This window comes from Azospirillum sp., assembly GCF_035627195.1.
In the GTDB taxonomy this organism is placed as follows: domain Bacteria; phylum Pseudomonadota; class Alphaproteobacteria; order Azospirillales; family Azospirillaceae; genus Azospirillum.
On the sequence record NZ_DASPMG010000016.1, the window covers coordinates 1 to 13,950 of the forward strand.

At 70.2% G+C, this 13,950-nt stretch carries 12 protein-coding genes; 7 read left to right on the forward strand and 5 right to left on the reverse strand.

Annotated elements, in window-relative coordinates:
- On the reverse strand, window positions 1-1,043 hold a 1,043-nt coding region (locus tag VED21_RS01070), incomplete at its 3' end, for a DUF808 domain-containing protein (RefSeq protein WP_324880451.1).
- A 428-nt stretch (window positions 1,044-1,471) separates the two neighbouring features.
- On the opposite strand from VED21_RS01070, the gene atoS reads away from it, so the two are divergent.
- Complete coding sequence (gene atoS, locus VED21_RS01075; RefSeq protein ID WP_324880452.1) at window positions 1,472-3,310, forward strand: two-component system sensor histidine kinase AtoS; 1,839 nt, start codon at window positions 1,472-1,474, stop codon at window positions 3,308-3,310.
- Window positions 3,307-4,737 carry an acetoacetate metabolism transcriptional regulator AtoC gene (atoC, locus tag VED21_RS01080; protein ID WP_324880453.1) on the forward strand — a complete coding sequence of 477 codons (1,431 nt, stop codon included), beginning with the start codon at window positions 3,307-3,309 and terminating at the stop codon, window positions 4,735-4,737. The genes atoS and atoC overlap by 4 nt, the downstream gene beginning before the upstream one ends.
- Before the next feature lie 105 nt (window positions 4,738-4,842).
- Here the strand turns inward: atoC and VED21_RS01085 are convergent, their stop codons facing one another.
- The 3 genes from VED21_RS01085 to VED21_RS01095 are packed head-to-tail and all read right to left on the reverse strand — an operon-like array spanning window position 4,843 to window position 7,401.
- A complete protein-coding gene (locus VED21_RS01085) occupies window positions 4,843-5,637 on the reverse strand; it encodes a hypothetical protein (protein ID WP_324880454.1) in 795 nt (264 codons plus the stop codon).
- Window positions 5,634-6,551 carry an aminotransferase class IV gene (locus VED21_RS01090; RefSeq protein ID WP_324880455.1) on the reverse strand — a complete coding sequence of 306 codons (918 nt, stop codon included), beginning with the start codon at window positions 6,549-6,551 and terminating at the stop codon, window positions 5,634-5,636. The genes VED21_RS01085 and VED21_RS01090 overlap by 4 nt, the downstream gene beginning before the upstream one ends.
- A gap of 58 nt (window positions 6,552-6,609) precedes the next feature.
- On the reverse strand, window positions 6,610-7,401 hold the full coding sequence (locus VED21_RS01095; protein WP_324880456.1) for a crotonase/enoyl-CoA hydratase family protein: 792 nt from the start codon (window positions 7,399-7,401) through the stop codon (window positions 6,610-6,612).
- 321 nt (window positions 7,402-7,722) lie between these two features.
- On the opposite strand from VED21_RS01095, the gene gcvA reads away from it, so the two are divergent.
- Window positions 7,723-8,652 carry a transcriptional regulator GcvA gene (gcvA, locus tag VED21_RS01100; RefSeq protein WP_324880457.1) on the forward strand — a complete coding sequence of 310 codons (930 nt, stop codon included), beginning with the start codon at window positions 7,723-7,725 and terminating at the stop codon, window positions 8,650-8,652.
- Here the strand turns inward: gcvA and VED21_RS01105 are convergent.
- A complete protein-coding gene (locus VED21_RS01105; RefSeq protein WP_324880458.1) occupies window positions 8,606-9,082 on the reverse strand; it encodes a MarR family winged helix-turn-helix transcriptional regulator in 477 nt (158 codons plus the stop codon). The two genes, gcvA and VED21_RS01105, sit on opposite strands and share 47 nt — an antisense overlap.
- 403 nt (window positions 9,083-9,485) lie before the next feature.
- Here VED21_RS01105 and VED21_RS01110 point away from each other — a divergent pair, with 403 nt between their 5' ends.
- From VED21_RS01110 to VED21_RS01125, 4 genes are all read left to right on the forward strand, one after another.
- The gene (locus VED21_RS01110) at window positions 9,486-10,523 is read left to right on the forward strand and encodes a branched-chain amino acid ABC transporter permease (protein ID WP_324880459.1); all 1,038 of its coding nucleotides are present in this window, start codon (window positions 9,486-9,488) and stop codon (window positions 10,521-10,523) included.
- Window positions 10,520-12,286, forward strand: a complete 1,767-nt coding sequence (locus VED21_RS01115; RefSeq protein WP_324880460.1) for a branched-chain amino acid ABC transporter ATP-binding protein/permease — start codon at window positions 10,520-10,522, stop codon at window positions 12,284-12,286. The genes VED21_RS01110 and VED21_RS01115 overlap by 4 nt, the downstream gene beginning before the upstream one ends.
- On the forward strand, window positions 12,283-13,059 hold the full coding sequence (locus tag VED21_RS01120; protein WP_324880461.1) for an ABC transporter ATP-binding protein: 777 nt from the start codon (window positions 12,283-12,285) through the stop codon (window positions 13,057-13,059). Before VED21_RS01115 ends, VED21_RS01120 begins: the two co-directional genes overlap by 4 nt.
- A 61-nt stretch (window positions 13,060-13,120) precedes the next feature.
- Window positions 13,121-13,950, forward strand: an 830-nt coding sequence (locus VED21_RS01125) for an ABC transporter substrate-binding protein (RefSeq protein ID WP_324880462.1), incomplete at its 3' end; no start/stop codon positions are given.

The following is a 13,950-nucleotide window of genomic DNA, read 5'->3' on the forward strand; positions in this document are numbered from 1 at the left end:
ACCTTCGCCACGATCGGCAGGGCCACCTTGTGGACCAGCGGGATCAGCGCCGCGCCGACGATCAGGCCGAACACGCCGGACGCGGCGGCCGTGACGAACCATTCGATGAAGCCGCCGGCCGCCGGAACGGCGTGCCCGGCCGCCACCGCCGCGTCGTGGATGCCGTGGCCCAGCGCCGCCATGCCATAGCCCTCCAGCCCGTGGATGATGATGCCGCCGCCGACCCACAGCATCGCCGCCGTGCCAACCACGCTGAGCACCTTGAGGAACACCGGCATGCCGACCACCAGCCCGCGGCCCAGCGCCTGCGTCACCGGCCGCAGCGCCCGGTCGGCCCCGCCCGCCGGCGCCTCGCCCGCCCGGCGCATTCCCAGCAGCGTGGAGGCCGGGCGGTCGTTGCGGGCCAGCGCCACGCCCGCGTCGTCCGCCTTCACCACCAGCGCCACCACGCCGTACACCGCCAGCGTGATGCCGATGCCGACGACCGCGAGGATGAGCGCCTGCGACCAGTAGGACGCGGTCTCGGCCGCCACGGTGGACAGGGTGATCGCCATGATCTCGGCCGACAGGATCAGGTCGGTCTTGATGGCCCCGGCGACCTTCTCGTCCTCCATCGCCTTGGCGTCCGGGGTGGCGGCGGTGGTGACGCCGGGGATCTCGCCGCCGTGGCCGTGGTGCTCGGCGTGCGGCCACAACGCCTCGTAGGCCTTCTCCGCTCCCTCGTAGCACAGGAAGGCGCCGCCGATCATGAGCAGCGGCGTGATCGCCCAGGGTGCCGCGAAGCTGAGCAGCAGCGCCGCCGGCAGCAGGATCACCAGCTTGTTCTTCAGCGAGCCCATGGCGATCTTGCCGATGATCGGCAACTCGCGGTCGGCGGCGAATCCCACCACGTAGCGCGGCGTGACGGCGGCGTCGTCCACCACGATGCCGGCCGCCTTGACGCTGGCGCGGGAGGCCTGCGCGGCGGTGTCGTCCAGCGACGCGGCGGCGACCTTCGCCAAGCTGACGACGTCGTCGAGCAGTGCGATCAATCCGGTGCTCAAGGAACAGGCTCCATCCCGTGGTGGTCGAAAGCGGCAGGCCGCGTGCCGCGGGCCTGCGTTCAACACCGTAATACGGCAATCGTGTTCCGGCCAGGGGGTGGGGGAGGCGCTTGAAAGCCCCTCTCCCTTGAGGGGGCGACGCCGAAGGGCGTCGCGGTTGGGGTGAGGGTGATTACGGCCGGATGGCCGGATAAAGAGTCTTTGTCCCGCCTCCGGCGGTAAATACCCCTCATCCCAACCCTTCTCCCTCAAGGGGAGAAGGGCTTTATGGGCCTTCGACCATTCAAGCGATTGCCCTGCGGCCAGGGGGTGGGGGAGTCGCGAAGGCGGCGTGACGGCGAAGCCCCAAATGCTGAACAGCCGCGCGTCGCCGCGATTGCTGTATAAGGGGCCTCGTACGATCGTGTGCCGGCGGTTGGGGTTGCCCGATGCGTATCCTGAAGTTCCTGCGCGGGCATCTGCTCGACACGTTGCGCGGCAAGCTGCTGCTGATCTCGCTGATCGTCATGGCGGTGCCGATCGCCACCGGCGGCTACCTGCTGGAGCAGGAGGGGCGGCGCACCCTGCTGCGCGAGAAGCAGGAAAAGCTGTTCGGATTGGCGCGGATCCTCGACGCCAACCTGGGCGCCGGATTCGACGTGCTTCTGGCCGGTGAAACGCCGCCGGCCCCGGCGGCGCTGGCGCGCCTCAACGCCGCACTCGCCCCCTTCACCGACACGGTGGCGAACGCCAACCCGGGCGTCGGCGTCGGCTATTACAGCCGGGCGCTGAACGCCATCGTCACCTACGGCCCCAGCCGGCAGTACGGCCACACCGTCGGAACCGCCATCCCGGCCGACCATCCGGGGTGGAAGGTGCTGGCCACCGGCGAGAGCGCGGTGGAGACCGGCCCGCAGGTGCGCGGCCTGATCATGAACGCCATGCTGCCCATCGTGCGCGACGGCTCCGTCATCGGCTACATCTGGGCGAACGAGCTGTCGGACGACATCGACCGGCAGGCCGCCGCCATGGACCGCGCGGTGATCGGCGTCAGCCTCGCCGGCATCGTGCTGGGGCTGGTGCTGACGCAGTTGATGTCGGCGCGCCTGTCGCGCGACGTCGAGCGCATCACCAACGGGCTGAGCCGCCTGCGCTCCGACCTGCGGCAGACGATCCGCCCGCCGCGCGGCGAGATCGGCGAGATCGCCGTGGCCGTCAACGCCATGGCGAAGGCGCTGCTGGACGCGCGCTCGCTGACCGAGAACATCGTGAACAGCATCGCCGACGGCGTCATCGCCATCGACGTGCGCGGGCGCGTCACCTCCATCAACCCGGCGGCCCAGCGCATCGTCGGGGTGGCCGCCGCGGACATCGTCGGGCGCCCCTACCAGTCGCTGTTCCGCCCCGACGCCAACTTCTCCAGCCTGCTGCTGGACACGCTGGAGACCGGGCGCGAGCACATCGGCGTCGGCATCGACTTCCCGCTGCCCGGGCAGGTGCTGCACGTCACCGTCAGCAGCAGCCTGCTGCGCGACAGCCGCGGCGACACCATCGGCGCCGTCGTCGTGCTGAAGGACCAGACCGAGCAGCACCGCCTGAAGACGCAGATCATGCGCGCCGACCGGCTGGCGGCGCTTGGCGAGCTGATGGCCGGCGTGGCGCACGAGATCCGCAACCCGCTGACCGCCATCCGCGGCTTCATGCAACTGCTGGAAACCTGCGACGACATCCGGGAATGGCAGGAATACGGCCCGCTGATCATCCGGCAGGTCGACAGCCTGAACCGCATCATCACGGAATTGCTGGAGTTCGGCCGCACCCGCCCGCCGGTCGTCCGCCCGGTGCAGCTGAACGACCTGATCGCCGAGGTCACCCGGCTGGCCGGCCGCCGCTCCACCGTGGAGGTGGTGCTGGAGCCGGCGCCGGACCTGCCCGTGGTGGAGGCGGACGCCGACGCGCTGAAGCAGGTGGTGCTGAACCTTGTCATCAACGCCACGCAGGCGATGCCCGAGTCCGGCACGATCCGCATCGCCACCGCGGCGGAAGGCGACCGGCACGCCGTGATCACCGTCGCCGACGACGGGGTGGGCATCGCGCCGGAGGACCTGGAGAAGGTGTTCGACCCGTTCTTTTCCACCAAGGCGAGCGGCACCGGCCTGGGGTTGGCCATGGCGCACCGCATCGTTGACGCGCACCACGGAACCATCACCATGGCGAGCGTGCCGGGCGCCGGCACCACCGTCACCCTGCGCCTGCCCTTCGTCCACAACACGGCGGTCCCGTCATGACGAACCGATCCCCGCACGCCCCGACCTCGCATGCCTTGGCCCCGCACGCGCTGGCCCCGCAAGCCCTGATCGTGGACGACGAGGAGGGCATCCGCCAGATGCTGGCGGCGGTGCTGGGCAAGGAGGGGTTCGCGGTGACCACCGCCGCCGACGGGGCCGAGGCGGTGGCCGCCTTCGCCGCGTCGCGCCCGGACGTGGTGCTGATGGACATCCGCATGCCGCGCATGACCGGGCTCCAGGCCCTGTCGGAAATGCGCCGGATCGACCGCTCCACGGCGGTGATCCTGATGACCGCCTTCGCCCAGGTGGAAACGGCGGTGCAGGCCATCAAGGACGGCGCCTTTGACTACATCATCAAGCCCTTCGACATCGCCGAGGTGAAGCTGCTGGTCGGCCGCGCCCTGCAGATGCGGGGCCTGCGCGACGACATCGCGGCCCTGCACCGGGAGCTGTCGGCCAGCTACCGCACCGACCGCATCCTGACCAACAGCCCGAAGATGGCCGACCTGCTGCAGACCATCGCCAAGGTGGCCAAGAGCAACGCCACGGCGCTGATCACCGGGGAGAGCGGCACGGGCAAGGAGCTGGTGGCCGCCGCCATCCACTACAACAGCCCGCGCGGCACCGGCCCCTTCGTGAAGGTGAACTGCGCCGCCGTGCCGGAAGGCCTGCTGGAGAGCGAGTTCTTCGGCCACGAGAAGGGCGCCTTCACCGGCGCCGTCGCGCGCCGCCGCGGCCGGTTCGAACAGGCCGAGCACGGCACCCTGTTCCTGGACGAGATCGGCGACATCTCCCCAGGGCTGCAGGTGAAGCTGCTGCGCGTCCTCCAGGAACGCGAGTTCGAGCGCGTCGGCGGGACCGAGCCGGTGCGCACCGACGTGCGCGTCATCGTCGCCACCAACAAGAACCTGGAGGAGCTGGTGCGCCAGAACCTGTTCCGCCAGGACCTCTACTTCCGCCTGAACGTGGTGACCCTGCGCACGATCCCCTTGCGCGAACGGCCGGAGGACGTGCGCCTGCTGGCCGGCCACTTCCTTCAGCGCTTCGCCGCCGAGAACCAGATCGACGTGACCGGCTTCGACGACCGCGCGGTGGAGTGCCTGCTGCGCTACCCCTGGCCCGGCAACATCCGCGAGCTGTCCAACGCCGTCGAGCGCGCCGTGGTGATGAGCACCGGCAGCCTGATCTTCCCCGAGGACCTGCCCGAACAGATCGGCTGCGCCGCCGCCTGCCGCGAGGAGCCGGACGAGCCGGTCGCCGCCGCCGGGGACGGCCTCACCCTGCGCGCGAAGATCAGCGAGTACGAGGCCCGCGTGATCGCCGAGGCGCTGGCGCGCAACGCCGGCAACCGCGTGAAGACCGCGCAGGAGCTTGGCATCAGCCGCCGCTCGCTGCTGTACAAGCTGCAGGAGTACGGGATCAGTTGAGGCGCGGTCCGTTGGGTTTTCGCTGGCGCTCAACCCAACCTACCAAGGCGTGCGTTCCCCGTAGGTTGGGTTGAGCGCCAGCGAAAACCCGACGTCATTACCCCGCTACACCAACCGCCACCGGTGCAGGCGCTCGTAATACGGCCGCGCCGCCTCGGCGACCCTTGCCAGCTCGCCCGACAGCTCCGGCGCTCGCGGCGGCGGGGCGGCGAAGCCGGTGGAGGCCTCCACCGAGGCGTACCAGTGCGGTGCCCACACGCCGTCAGTCGCGCGCCGGCCCGGCGGCCAGCGCAGCATCGCCTCCGTGAACGGAACACCCAGCGCCGCGCACAGCTTGGCCAGCACGGCCGCCGGGTCGGTCAGCACGTCGCGCGCATCCACCACCGGCGGGGCGCGGCCGGTGCGGTCGGCCTCGCGGTCGAACAGCTCGGCCTGCCGCTCGACGCCGATGTCGGCGAGGTCGACGCTGCCGCGCCGCTGGACGTAGGAAGCCACGACCTCCGCCGGGTCGCGGATCAGGAAGGCGTTGCGCACCCGGCCCGTCCACTCCAGACCCACCGTCGACACCATGTGGTGCGTCATGTGCTTCTGGTAGAAGACCGGCCGGCCGTCGGGAACGGGATCCTCCGCCAGGGCGGCGGCGACGGCGCGCCAGTCGGTCGGCTGGCTGGCCAGCACCGCGTCGCGGCCGGGGTGGTCCAGGCCGGTCTGGGCGAGGTAGACGGCGTAGAACGGCTCGTCCACCACGGCGGTGTCGGGCCGGTTCTCCCACGCCCGCATCATGGCGGTGGAGATGTTGCGCGGCCCCGACCACATCGCGATTCTGATGGGGGCGATTCTGATGGGGGCGATTCTGATGGGGGCGATGCGGATGGGGGCAATGCGGATGGCATCCGTCACGGCGCCGCCTCGCCGGTGATGTAGGCCTCGTAGCGGGCGGCCAGCGCGCGGGTGAAGGCGCCCGGCCGGCCGTCGCCGATGGGGCGGCCGTCGATGCGCGTCACCGGCGTGATGCCGCCCAGCGTGCCGGTCACGAACGCCTCGTCGGCGCTGTAGGTCTCGGCCAGCGTGAAGTCGGTCTCGCGCACCGTGTGGCCGTCCCGGCGCGCCAGCTCCAGCACCTTGCGCCGGGTGATCCCCTTGAAGTTGTAGCGGCCGGTGGAGGTCCACAGTTCGCCGCGCCGGACGATGAAGACATTGGTCGAGTTGCAGCTGGCCACGAAACCGTGCGGGTCGAGCATCAGCGCCTCGTCCGCCCCGGCGTCGATGGCCTGGATCAGCGCCTGGATGAGGTTGAGCCGGCTGTGCGAGTTGAGGCGCAGGTCGAACACGTCCGGCGCGCTGCAGCGGAAGGTGGAGGTGAACAGCGTCAGCCCCTTCTCCTTCACCTCGGGCCGGGGCCGCTTGTACTCCGCCACCACCACGATGGTGGGCTTGCCCAGGACGAAGCGCGGGTCCTGGTTCACCGTCTTCTTGCGGCCGCGGGTGACCATCAGGCGGATGTGGACGCCGTCCTCCATGCCGTTGCGGGCCAGCGTCTCGCGCACGACGCCGGTGAGCGCGGCGCGGTCCAGGCCGATGTCCATGCGGATGGCCCCCGCGCCCTCGTACAGGCGGTCGAGGTGTTCGTCGAGCGCCAGCAGCCTGCCCTTGACCAGCCGCAGCCCTTCCCACACCCCGTCGCCCAGCACGAAGCCGCTGTCGAAGACGGAGACCTTGGCCTCGTCCCGGGGCACGAACTCGCCGTCCACATAGACCAGCACGGATTCGTTCCGCGGGTCGTCCACGTAGCCCTGCGCGCTTTCCTTCGCCATTCTCCGCCTGCCTCCCGGTCATGCCAGGGGGCCAGCTTACGGCAACGGCGGCGGCGCGTCAGCGCCCCCGGAAGGCCGGGGCGCGCTTCTCCATGAAGGCCGTGATGCCCTCGCGGATGTCGGCGGTGGCAGCCATGCGGGCGAACTGGCCGGCCTCCACCGCCAACCCCTCGTCGATGGACAGGTTCAGGCCGCGCGTGGTGGCGGCGAGGCAGGCGGCGACGGCCAGCGGCGACTGCTCGGCGATGCGCCCGGCCAGCGCCAGCGCGGCGTCCATCAGGTGGGCGTGCGGCACCACCTGGTTGACCAGGCCGCAGGCCAGCGCCGCTTGCGCATCGATGCGGTCACCTGTCAGCAGCATGGCCAGCGCCCGCTTGCGGCCGATCAGGCGCGGCAGGCGCTGGGTGCCGCCGTAGGGCGGCGGGAAGCCCAGCCGGATCTCCGACTTGGCGAACTGCGCGCGCTCGCTGGCGACGGCCAGCGGCACGGCCTCCGTCACCTCGCAGCCGCCGCCGAAGGCCAGCCCGTTGACGGCGGCAATGATGGGCTTGGGGAAGGCCTCCAGCCGGCTGGTCAGCCGCTGGCCGCGGCGCACGAACTCGCGCAGCGCCGTCTCCGGCCCGGCGAAGACCTTGGCCGAGAACTCGTGGATGTCGGCGCCTGCGGAAAAGGCGCGGTCGCCGGCCCCGGTCAGGACCACGGCGCGCACCGAATCGTCCGCCTCGATCCCGTCGAGCAGAATGTGCAGCCGCTCGATGGTGGCGAAGTCGATGGCGTTCAGCTTGTGCGGGCGGTTCAGCGTCAGGATGGCGACGGCGCCGGCGGTGGCGGTCAGAATGATGTCGTCCATGATGGGGCTCCCGGCCTGTGCATCGTTGGCGGGACTGTGGCGGCCGGGCGACCGGCGCGGCAAACGACTTCGCCTCACCGCCGGTTGAGCGGACGGCACCCGGCCCGGCGGATGAATTCGGGCTGATGAATTCGGGCTGATGAATTCCGCTCACCTGCCCCCGACGAAATCTCATTTGCGCGGACGGCCGGCGCTTGCTTCGATGAATGCCGCTCACCTGGACGGAGGACCGTGGACGATGCGCCTGATCGGAGTGATGGATTCGCCGTTCACCCGCGAGCCGCCGCCCGGCTTCCTGTCCTGGCCGCTGGACTAGCCGGCATGGGGTACCGGCTGCCGCCGCTGACGACCCTGCGCCTGTTCGAGGCGGCCGGCCGGCTGTCCAGCTTCAAGGCCGCGGCGGAGGAACTGAACGTGACCCCCAGCGCGGTCAGCCACGGCATCCGCACGCTGGAGGACTGGCTGGGCACCCGGCTGTTCACCCGCGGCAGCCGCGGTCTGGCGCTGACCGCGGCCGGGGCGGCGTTCCTGCCGCAGGTGCAGGCGGCGCTGAACCTGCTGGTGCAGGCGGTGGACGGCGTGCCGGGCCGCCGGGTGCCGCGCCGGCTGACCATCAGCTGCGCGCCGACCTTCGCGTCGCGCTGGCTGCTGCCCAACCTGCCGCAGTTCCAGGCCGCCCACCCGGAGATCGAGGTGTCCATCGACACCACCCACCGGCAGGTCGACATGCCGCGCGACAACGTCGACGTGGCGATCCGCATGGGGCAGGGCGACTGGCCCGGCCTGCGCGCGCTGAAGCTGGTCGACGAACGGCTGGTGCCGGTGTGCGCACCGGAGTTGGCCGGGCGAATCCGCACCGTCGACGACCTGTGCGAGGCCGGCATCCTGCGGGTGAGCACCGTCACCGAGGACTGGCCGGCGTGGCTGCAGGCCGTCGGCGCGCGGATCGATCCGCCGCGCGCGCTCAGCTTCGACACCATCCACATGGCGCTGGCCGCCGCCGCGCAGGGCCTGGGCGTGGCGCTGGGCCGGCTGCCGCTGATCGAGCGCGACGTCGAGGCGGGAACGCTGGTCCCCGTGCTCGGCCCGCCGCGGCCCTGCCGGACCGGCTATTGGCTGGTCGCCCCGGCGGACGCCTTCGCCCGCCCGGAACTGGCCGCCTTCCGCGACTGGATCCGTCGCCGGATGGCGGAGCCGCCCACCCTCAATCCTCCATCAGATTGTTCAGCATCTGCTGCAGCGTCGCGTTGAGGCGCTGGATCTGCGTGTCCGAGACGCCGTTGAACAGGCGCTTGAACAGCTTCTGGGTGGTCTCGTTGACCTCCTGGATGTTGCTGTGGCCCTTGTCGGTCAGGCTGACGATGCTGACGCGGCCGTCGGTTGTCGACGGCTTCACCGTGACGATCCCCTCGTCCTGCATGCGGTAGACGATCTTGGTGATCGTCGGCAGCTTGGCGATCGCCTCCTCGGCGATCTGCGAGATGCTCAGCTCCTCGTGGATGCGCAGCAGCATGGCGACGCGCCAGCGCGACACGTCCATGTTCACGGCCTTGAGCTTCTTCTCCATCTCCATCGCGTACTTCGCGTTCAGGCGCGCCACCCAGTAGGGCGGGAAGGCGCTGAGGTCGAAGCTGTCGCTGCCGGGCAGGTACTTGCCGGGCGTCGTTTTCGGCGTGCTCATCGGAAGCGTCGCAATTCCAGGATGGTTGTGCAGATGCGTCTCCGCCGTTCGGCGGGCAAAGTCAAGTCCCGCGCTGGGAAATAGGCCGCTTCCCCGCGCGGTTCCAAGGCGGACCGCCGCATTGCCATACGATTGTGCGCTGCGGCACGAAAATTGTGCACTTGCAGCATAGGAAACGGGCAGCCGCGAGCGGCAAAAAACGGCAGGATACTGCCGTTTTCGCGTCTGAATTTGGTTGACGTTTCAATTGAATGATGAAACAAATGGAGCGCGACCAATTGTCGCTGTCGGAACCGATCGGGGGGTGCTCTTCCTTGTTCACCGGACCCTACCAACCGTGCGCGGCCGACCGGCGCGCCGCACCGCTGCCCAGCCCCGGCGGCCCCGCGTCGCGGAGGCGGGCATGAGTCCCTACATCGCCGGCTACCTGACGCAGGACGGCCTCGCCAACGGTGCGGTATACTGCCTGTTGGCGCTGGCCCTGGTGTTCGTCTTCGCCGTCACGCGAATCATCCTGATCCCGCAAGGGGAGTTCGTCTCCTACGCGGCACTGACCTACATCTTCCTGCGCGAAGGGCGCACGCCCGGCACCGTCGGCCTCGTCGTGCTGCTGGTCGCCGTCACCGTGGGCATGGAGCTGCTGCGCGCACTCCGCCGCGGCGAGCTGCGGGACGCAGTGCCCGACCTTGCGAAGCTCTCATGGCCGCCATTGGCCGCCGCCGCGCTGGCCTATGGTGCGAGCCGGGTGGAGCTGCCGGCGCTGGCGCACGCGGCGGTGACCGTGGCGCTGGTGGCCAGCATGGGGCCGCTGCTCTACCGCCTCGTCTACCGCCCGATCGCGCGCGCCTCGATCCTCGTCCTGCTGGTCGTCTCGGTGGCGCTGCACCTCGTGCTGAACGAGCTGGGGCTGTTCATCTTCGGCCCCGGCGGCGGGCGCACCGCACCGCTGGTCGACGTCAGCTTCACCATCGGCGGCGTGCCGATCCAGGCGCAGTCCATCGTCGTCTACGTGGTCACGGCGCTGCTGGTCGTGGCGCTGTTCGTGGCGTCGGAGCGCACGCTGTACGGCAAGGCGTTGCGCGCCGCCGCCATCAACCCCACGGGTGCTTGGCTGATGGGCATCTCCGCAAACATGGCGGGCAGTGCGGCCTTCCTGGTCGCCGCCTTCATCGGCGCGGTGGCGGGCGTGCTCGTGTCGTCGGTGACGACCATGTACTACGACACCGGGTTCCTGCTGGGCCTCAAGGGCTTCGTCGCCGCCATCATCGGCGGGCTGGCGAGCCACCCGCTGTCGGCCGCCGGTGCCCTGGGCCTGGGCGTGCTGGAGAGCTTCGCCTCCTTCGCCGCCAGCGCCTTCAAGGAGGCCATCGTGTTCGCCCTGATCATTCCCGTGCTGCTGTGGCGCTCCATGGCCACGCGCCGGGTGGAGGACGAGGAATGACCGCCCGCCGGATTCTTCCCCTTCTCGCCGTGGCGCTGATCGCCGCGGCCCCGCTGGTGCTGTCCGACTACGCGCTGGCGATCCTCACCTACATCGGCCTGTCGTCCGTGGTGGCGCTCAGCCTCGTGCTGCTGACCGGCAAGGGCGGCATCCCGTCCTTCGGGCAGGCCGCCTACGTGGGCCTTGGTGCCTACATCACCGCGTGGTTCACGCTGAACTCCGGCTGGTCGCCGTGGGCGACGCTGCCGGTCATCGTGGCGGTCAGCGCCGCCGGCTCCTACGTCGGCGCCACCATCACCGTGCGGCTGTCCGGCCACTACCTGCCGCTGGCGACCATCGCCTTCGGCGTCGCCGTCTACTTCCTGTTCGGCGGGTTGACGGCCACCGGCGGCATGACCGGCCTGTCCGGCCTGCCGCGGCTGTCGCTGGGCGACCACGAGTTCACCAGCCCGGCGGCCAGCTACGCCATCGTGTGGATGGTGCTGCTGGGCTTCATGTGGGGCATCGCCAACCTGCTGGATTCGCGCAAAGGCCGCGCGATGCGCGTGCTGAAGGGCGGCGTGGTGATGGCCGAATCCATGGGCATCGACACGCGCACGGCCAAGGTGCAGCTGTTCGTCATCGCCTGCGTCATGGCCGCCGTCACCGGCTGGCTGTACGCGCACTTCCAGCGCTTCGTGAACCCGACGCCGTTCTCGCTGAACCAGGGCATCGAGTACCTGTTCATGACCGTGGTCGGCGGGGCAGGCAACCTGTGGGGTGCCGTCGTCGGCGCCGGCCTGATCACCTCGCTGAAGCCGTTCCTGCAAGCACACCTGCCGTCGCTGATCGGCCACGCCGGCAACTTCGAGATGGTGATCTTCGGCACCATCATCATCGTCATCTTCCACGTCGCACCCGACGGCCTGCTGGCCGGCGTCCAGCGCCGCCTGGGCTGGTCCGCCGTGCAGCCGCGCGCCGTGCCCGACCAAGCGCCCCTGCCGGTGCGCGAGCGGGTGGCGGGCAACGCGCCCATCCTGACGGTGCGCAACGCGCGCAAGGCCTTCGGCGGCGTGCAGGCCAACAAGGACGTCAGCCTCGACCTGCACGCGGGCGAGGTCCTGGCGCTGATCGGCCCCAACGGGGCGGGGAAGAGCACCTTCTTCGATCTGGTCAGCGGCGTGGGCACGCCGGATGGCGGCACCTTCGAGTTCCGCGGCCGCTCCATCTTCGGCAAGTCGGCGCGGGAGATCTCGCTGCTGGGCCTCAACCGCACCTTCCAGCACGTCCGGCTGCTGCCCGACATGTCGGCCATCGAGAACGTCGCCATCGGCGCGCATCCGCGCGGCCAGAAGGGCCTTTTCTCCGCCGTCCTCCGCATGGACCGGGCGGAGGAAGCGCAGCTGCTGGCCGAAGCCCGGCGGCAGCTGGAGCGGGTCGGCCTGGGCGCCCACCTGTGGACGGAGGCCGGCGCCCTGGCGCTGGGCCAGCAGCGGGTGCTGGAGATCGCCCGCGCGCTGGCCGCCAACCCCTACGTCCTGCTGCTGGACGAGCCGGCCGCCGGCCTGCGCTACAAGGAGAAGCAGGAGCTGGCGGCCCTGCTGCGCCAGCTGCGCGCCGACGGCCTCGCCATCCTGCTGGTCGAGCATGACATGGACTTCGTCATGAACCTCGCCGACCGCGTGGTGGTGATGGAGTTCGGCACCAAGATCGCCGAGGGCCTGCCGAAGGAGATCCAGCAGAACCCGCGCGTCCTCGAAGCCTACCTGGGAGGCGTGCAATGAGCGGCACCGACGCTCCGATCCTTCTGGCCTGCCGCGACCTGTCGGTGTCCTACGGCAAGATCGCCGCGGTGCGCTCGGTCGGCATGGAGATCCGCGAGGGGCAGGTCGTCACCATCGTCGGCCCCAACGGGGCGGGCAAGACGACGCTGCTGTCGTCGCTGATGGGCCTGCTGCCGTTTTCGGGCGAGGTCGCGTACTTCGGCGAGACCACCACCCGCCCGCTGGGCGTGGAGAAGCTGGTCCGCCGCGGCATGGGCCTGATCCCGGAAAAGCGCGAGCTGTTCGGCTCCATGTCGGTGGAGGACAACTTGCTGCTGGGCGGCTTCGACCGCTGGCGGCAGGGGCAGCGCAACCAGCGCGACACGCTGGACGAGGTGTTCGGCATCTTCCCGCGCCTGAAGGAGCGACGCCGGCAGGCCGCCGGCACGCTGTCGGGCGGTGAGCGGCAGATGCTGGCCATGGGCCGCGCGCTGATGGCCAAGCCCAAGCTGCTGCTGCTGGACGAGCCGAGCCTGGGCCTCGCCCCGCTGATCATCGCCGAGATCTTCCGCATCATCGCCGACCTGCGCCAGCGCGGCGTGTCGATCCTGCTGGTCGAGCAGAACGCGCGCGCCGCCATGGCGGTGGCCGACTATGGCTACGTCATGGAGGCGGGCGAGTTCGCCCTCCAGGGGCCGGCGGCGGATCTGGCGAAGAACGACCGCGTGATCGAGACCTACCTGGGCATCGCCGGTGCCCACGCCAGCGCCGACAAGGAGGCGGCGGGCGCCTGAGGACCGGGACCAGTTCGTAAAAGACCAATCAAAACAAGAGATAAGGGGGTTTCCTATGGGTATGAAGAAGCTTCTCGCCGCGGGCGTCGCCGTCGCGGCCCTCACCTTCGCGGGTTCGGCCGCGGCGCAGATGAAGGTGGGCGTGATCGCGTCCGCCACCGGCCCGGTCTCCGTGGTCGGCATCCCGCAGAAGAACACGGTGGCGCTGCTGCCCAAGGAGATTGCAGGCGTCAGCGTCGAGTACGTCCTGCTCGACGACGCCAGCGATCCGACGCTGTCGGTGCAGCACGCCAAGAAGCTGATCGCCGACAAGGTGGATGCCATCATCGGCCCGTCGGGCTCGCCCAACGCGGTGGGCGTCATCGGCTTCGTCGCCGAATCGGGCACGCCGATGCTGGCCCCGGTCGGCACCGCCGCCGTCGTGCTGCCCATGGACGACAAGAAGAAGTGGGTCTTCAAGACCACGCAGAACGATGACCTGATCGCCGGCGCGCTGGTCGGCCATATGACCAAGAACGGCGTGAAGAGCGTCGGTCTGATCGCCACCAACGACCCCTACGGCGAGAACTGGATCAAGACCTTCGGCGCCCAGGCGCAGAAGGCCGGCATCAAGATCGCCGCGGAGGAGCGGTTCCAGCGCACCGACGCCTCGGTCACCGGCCAGTCGCTGAAGCTGCTGGGCGCCAACCCGGACGCCGTGCTGATCGCCACCGCCGGGGCCGCCACGGTGCTGCCGCACACCACGCTGGTCGACCAGGGCTACAAGGGCCGCATCTACCAGACGCACGGCGCGGCCTCGCCCGACTTCCTGAAGCTGGGCGGCAAGAAGGTGGAGGGCGCGGTGCTGGCCGCCAGCCTGATGCTGGTGCTGGACGAGATCGGCGACGACCA

Excerpts from the sequence above, each read along its gene's own strand:
- atoS (WP_324880452.1), top strand. The coding sequence starts at position 1,472 with ATGCGTATCCTGAAGTTCCTGCGCGGGCATCTGCTCGACACGTTGCGC.
- atoC (WP_324880453.1), top strand. The coding sequence starts at position 3,307 with ATGACGAACCGATCCCCGCACGCCCCGACCTCGCATGCCTTGGCCCCG.
- VED21_RS01090 (WP_324880455.1), bottom strand. The coding sequence starts at position 6,551 with ATGGCGAAGGAAAGCGCGCAGGGCTACGTGGACGACCCGCGGAACGAA.
- VED21_RS01095 (WP_324880456.1), bottom strand. The coding sequence starts at position 7,401 with ATGGACGACATCATTCTGACCGCCACCGCCGGCGCCGTCGCCATCCTG.
- gcvA (WP_324880457.1), top strand. The coding sequence starts at position 7,723 with ATGGGGTACCGGCTGCCGCCGCTGACGACCCTGCGCCTGTTCGAGGCG.
- VED21_RS01105 (WP_324880458.1), bottom strand. The coding sequence starts at position 9,082 with ATGAGCACGCCGAAAACGACGCCCGGCAAGTACCTGCCCGGCAGCGAC.
- VED21_RS01110 (WP_324880459.1), top strand. The coding sequence starts at position 9,486 with ATGAGTCCCTACATCGCCGGCTACCTGACGCAGGACGGCCTCGCCAAC.
- VED21_RS01115 (WP_324880460.1), top strand. The coding sequence starts at position 10,520 with ATGACCGCCCGCCGGATTCTTCCCCTTCTCGCCGTGGCGCTGATCGCC.
- VED21_RS01120 (WP_324880461.1), top strand. The coding sequence starts at position 12,283 with ATGAGCGGCACCGACGCTCCGATCCTTCTGGCCTGCCGCGACCTGTCG.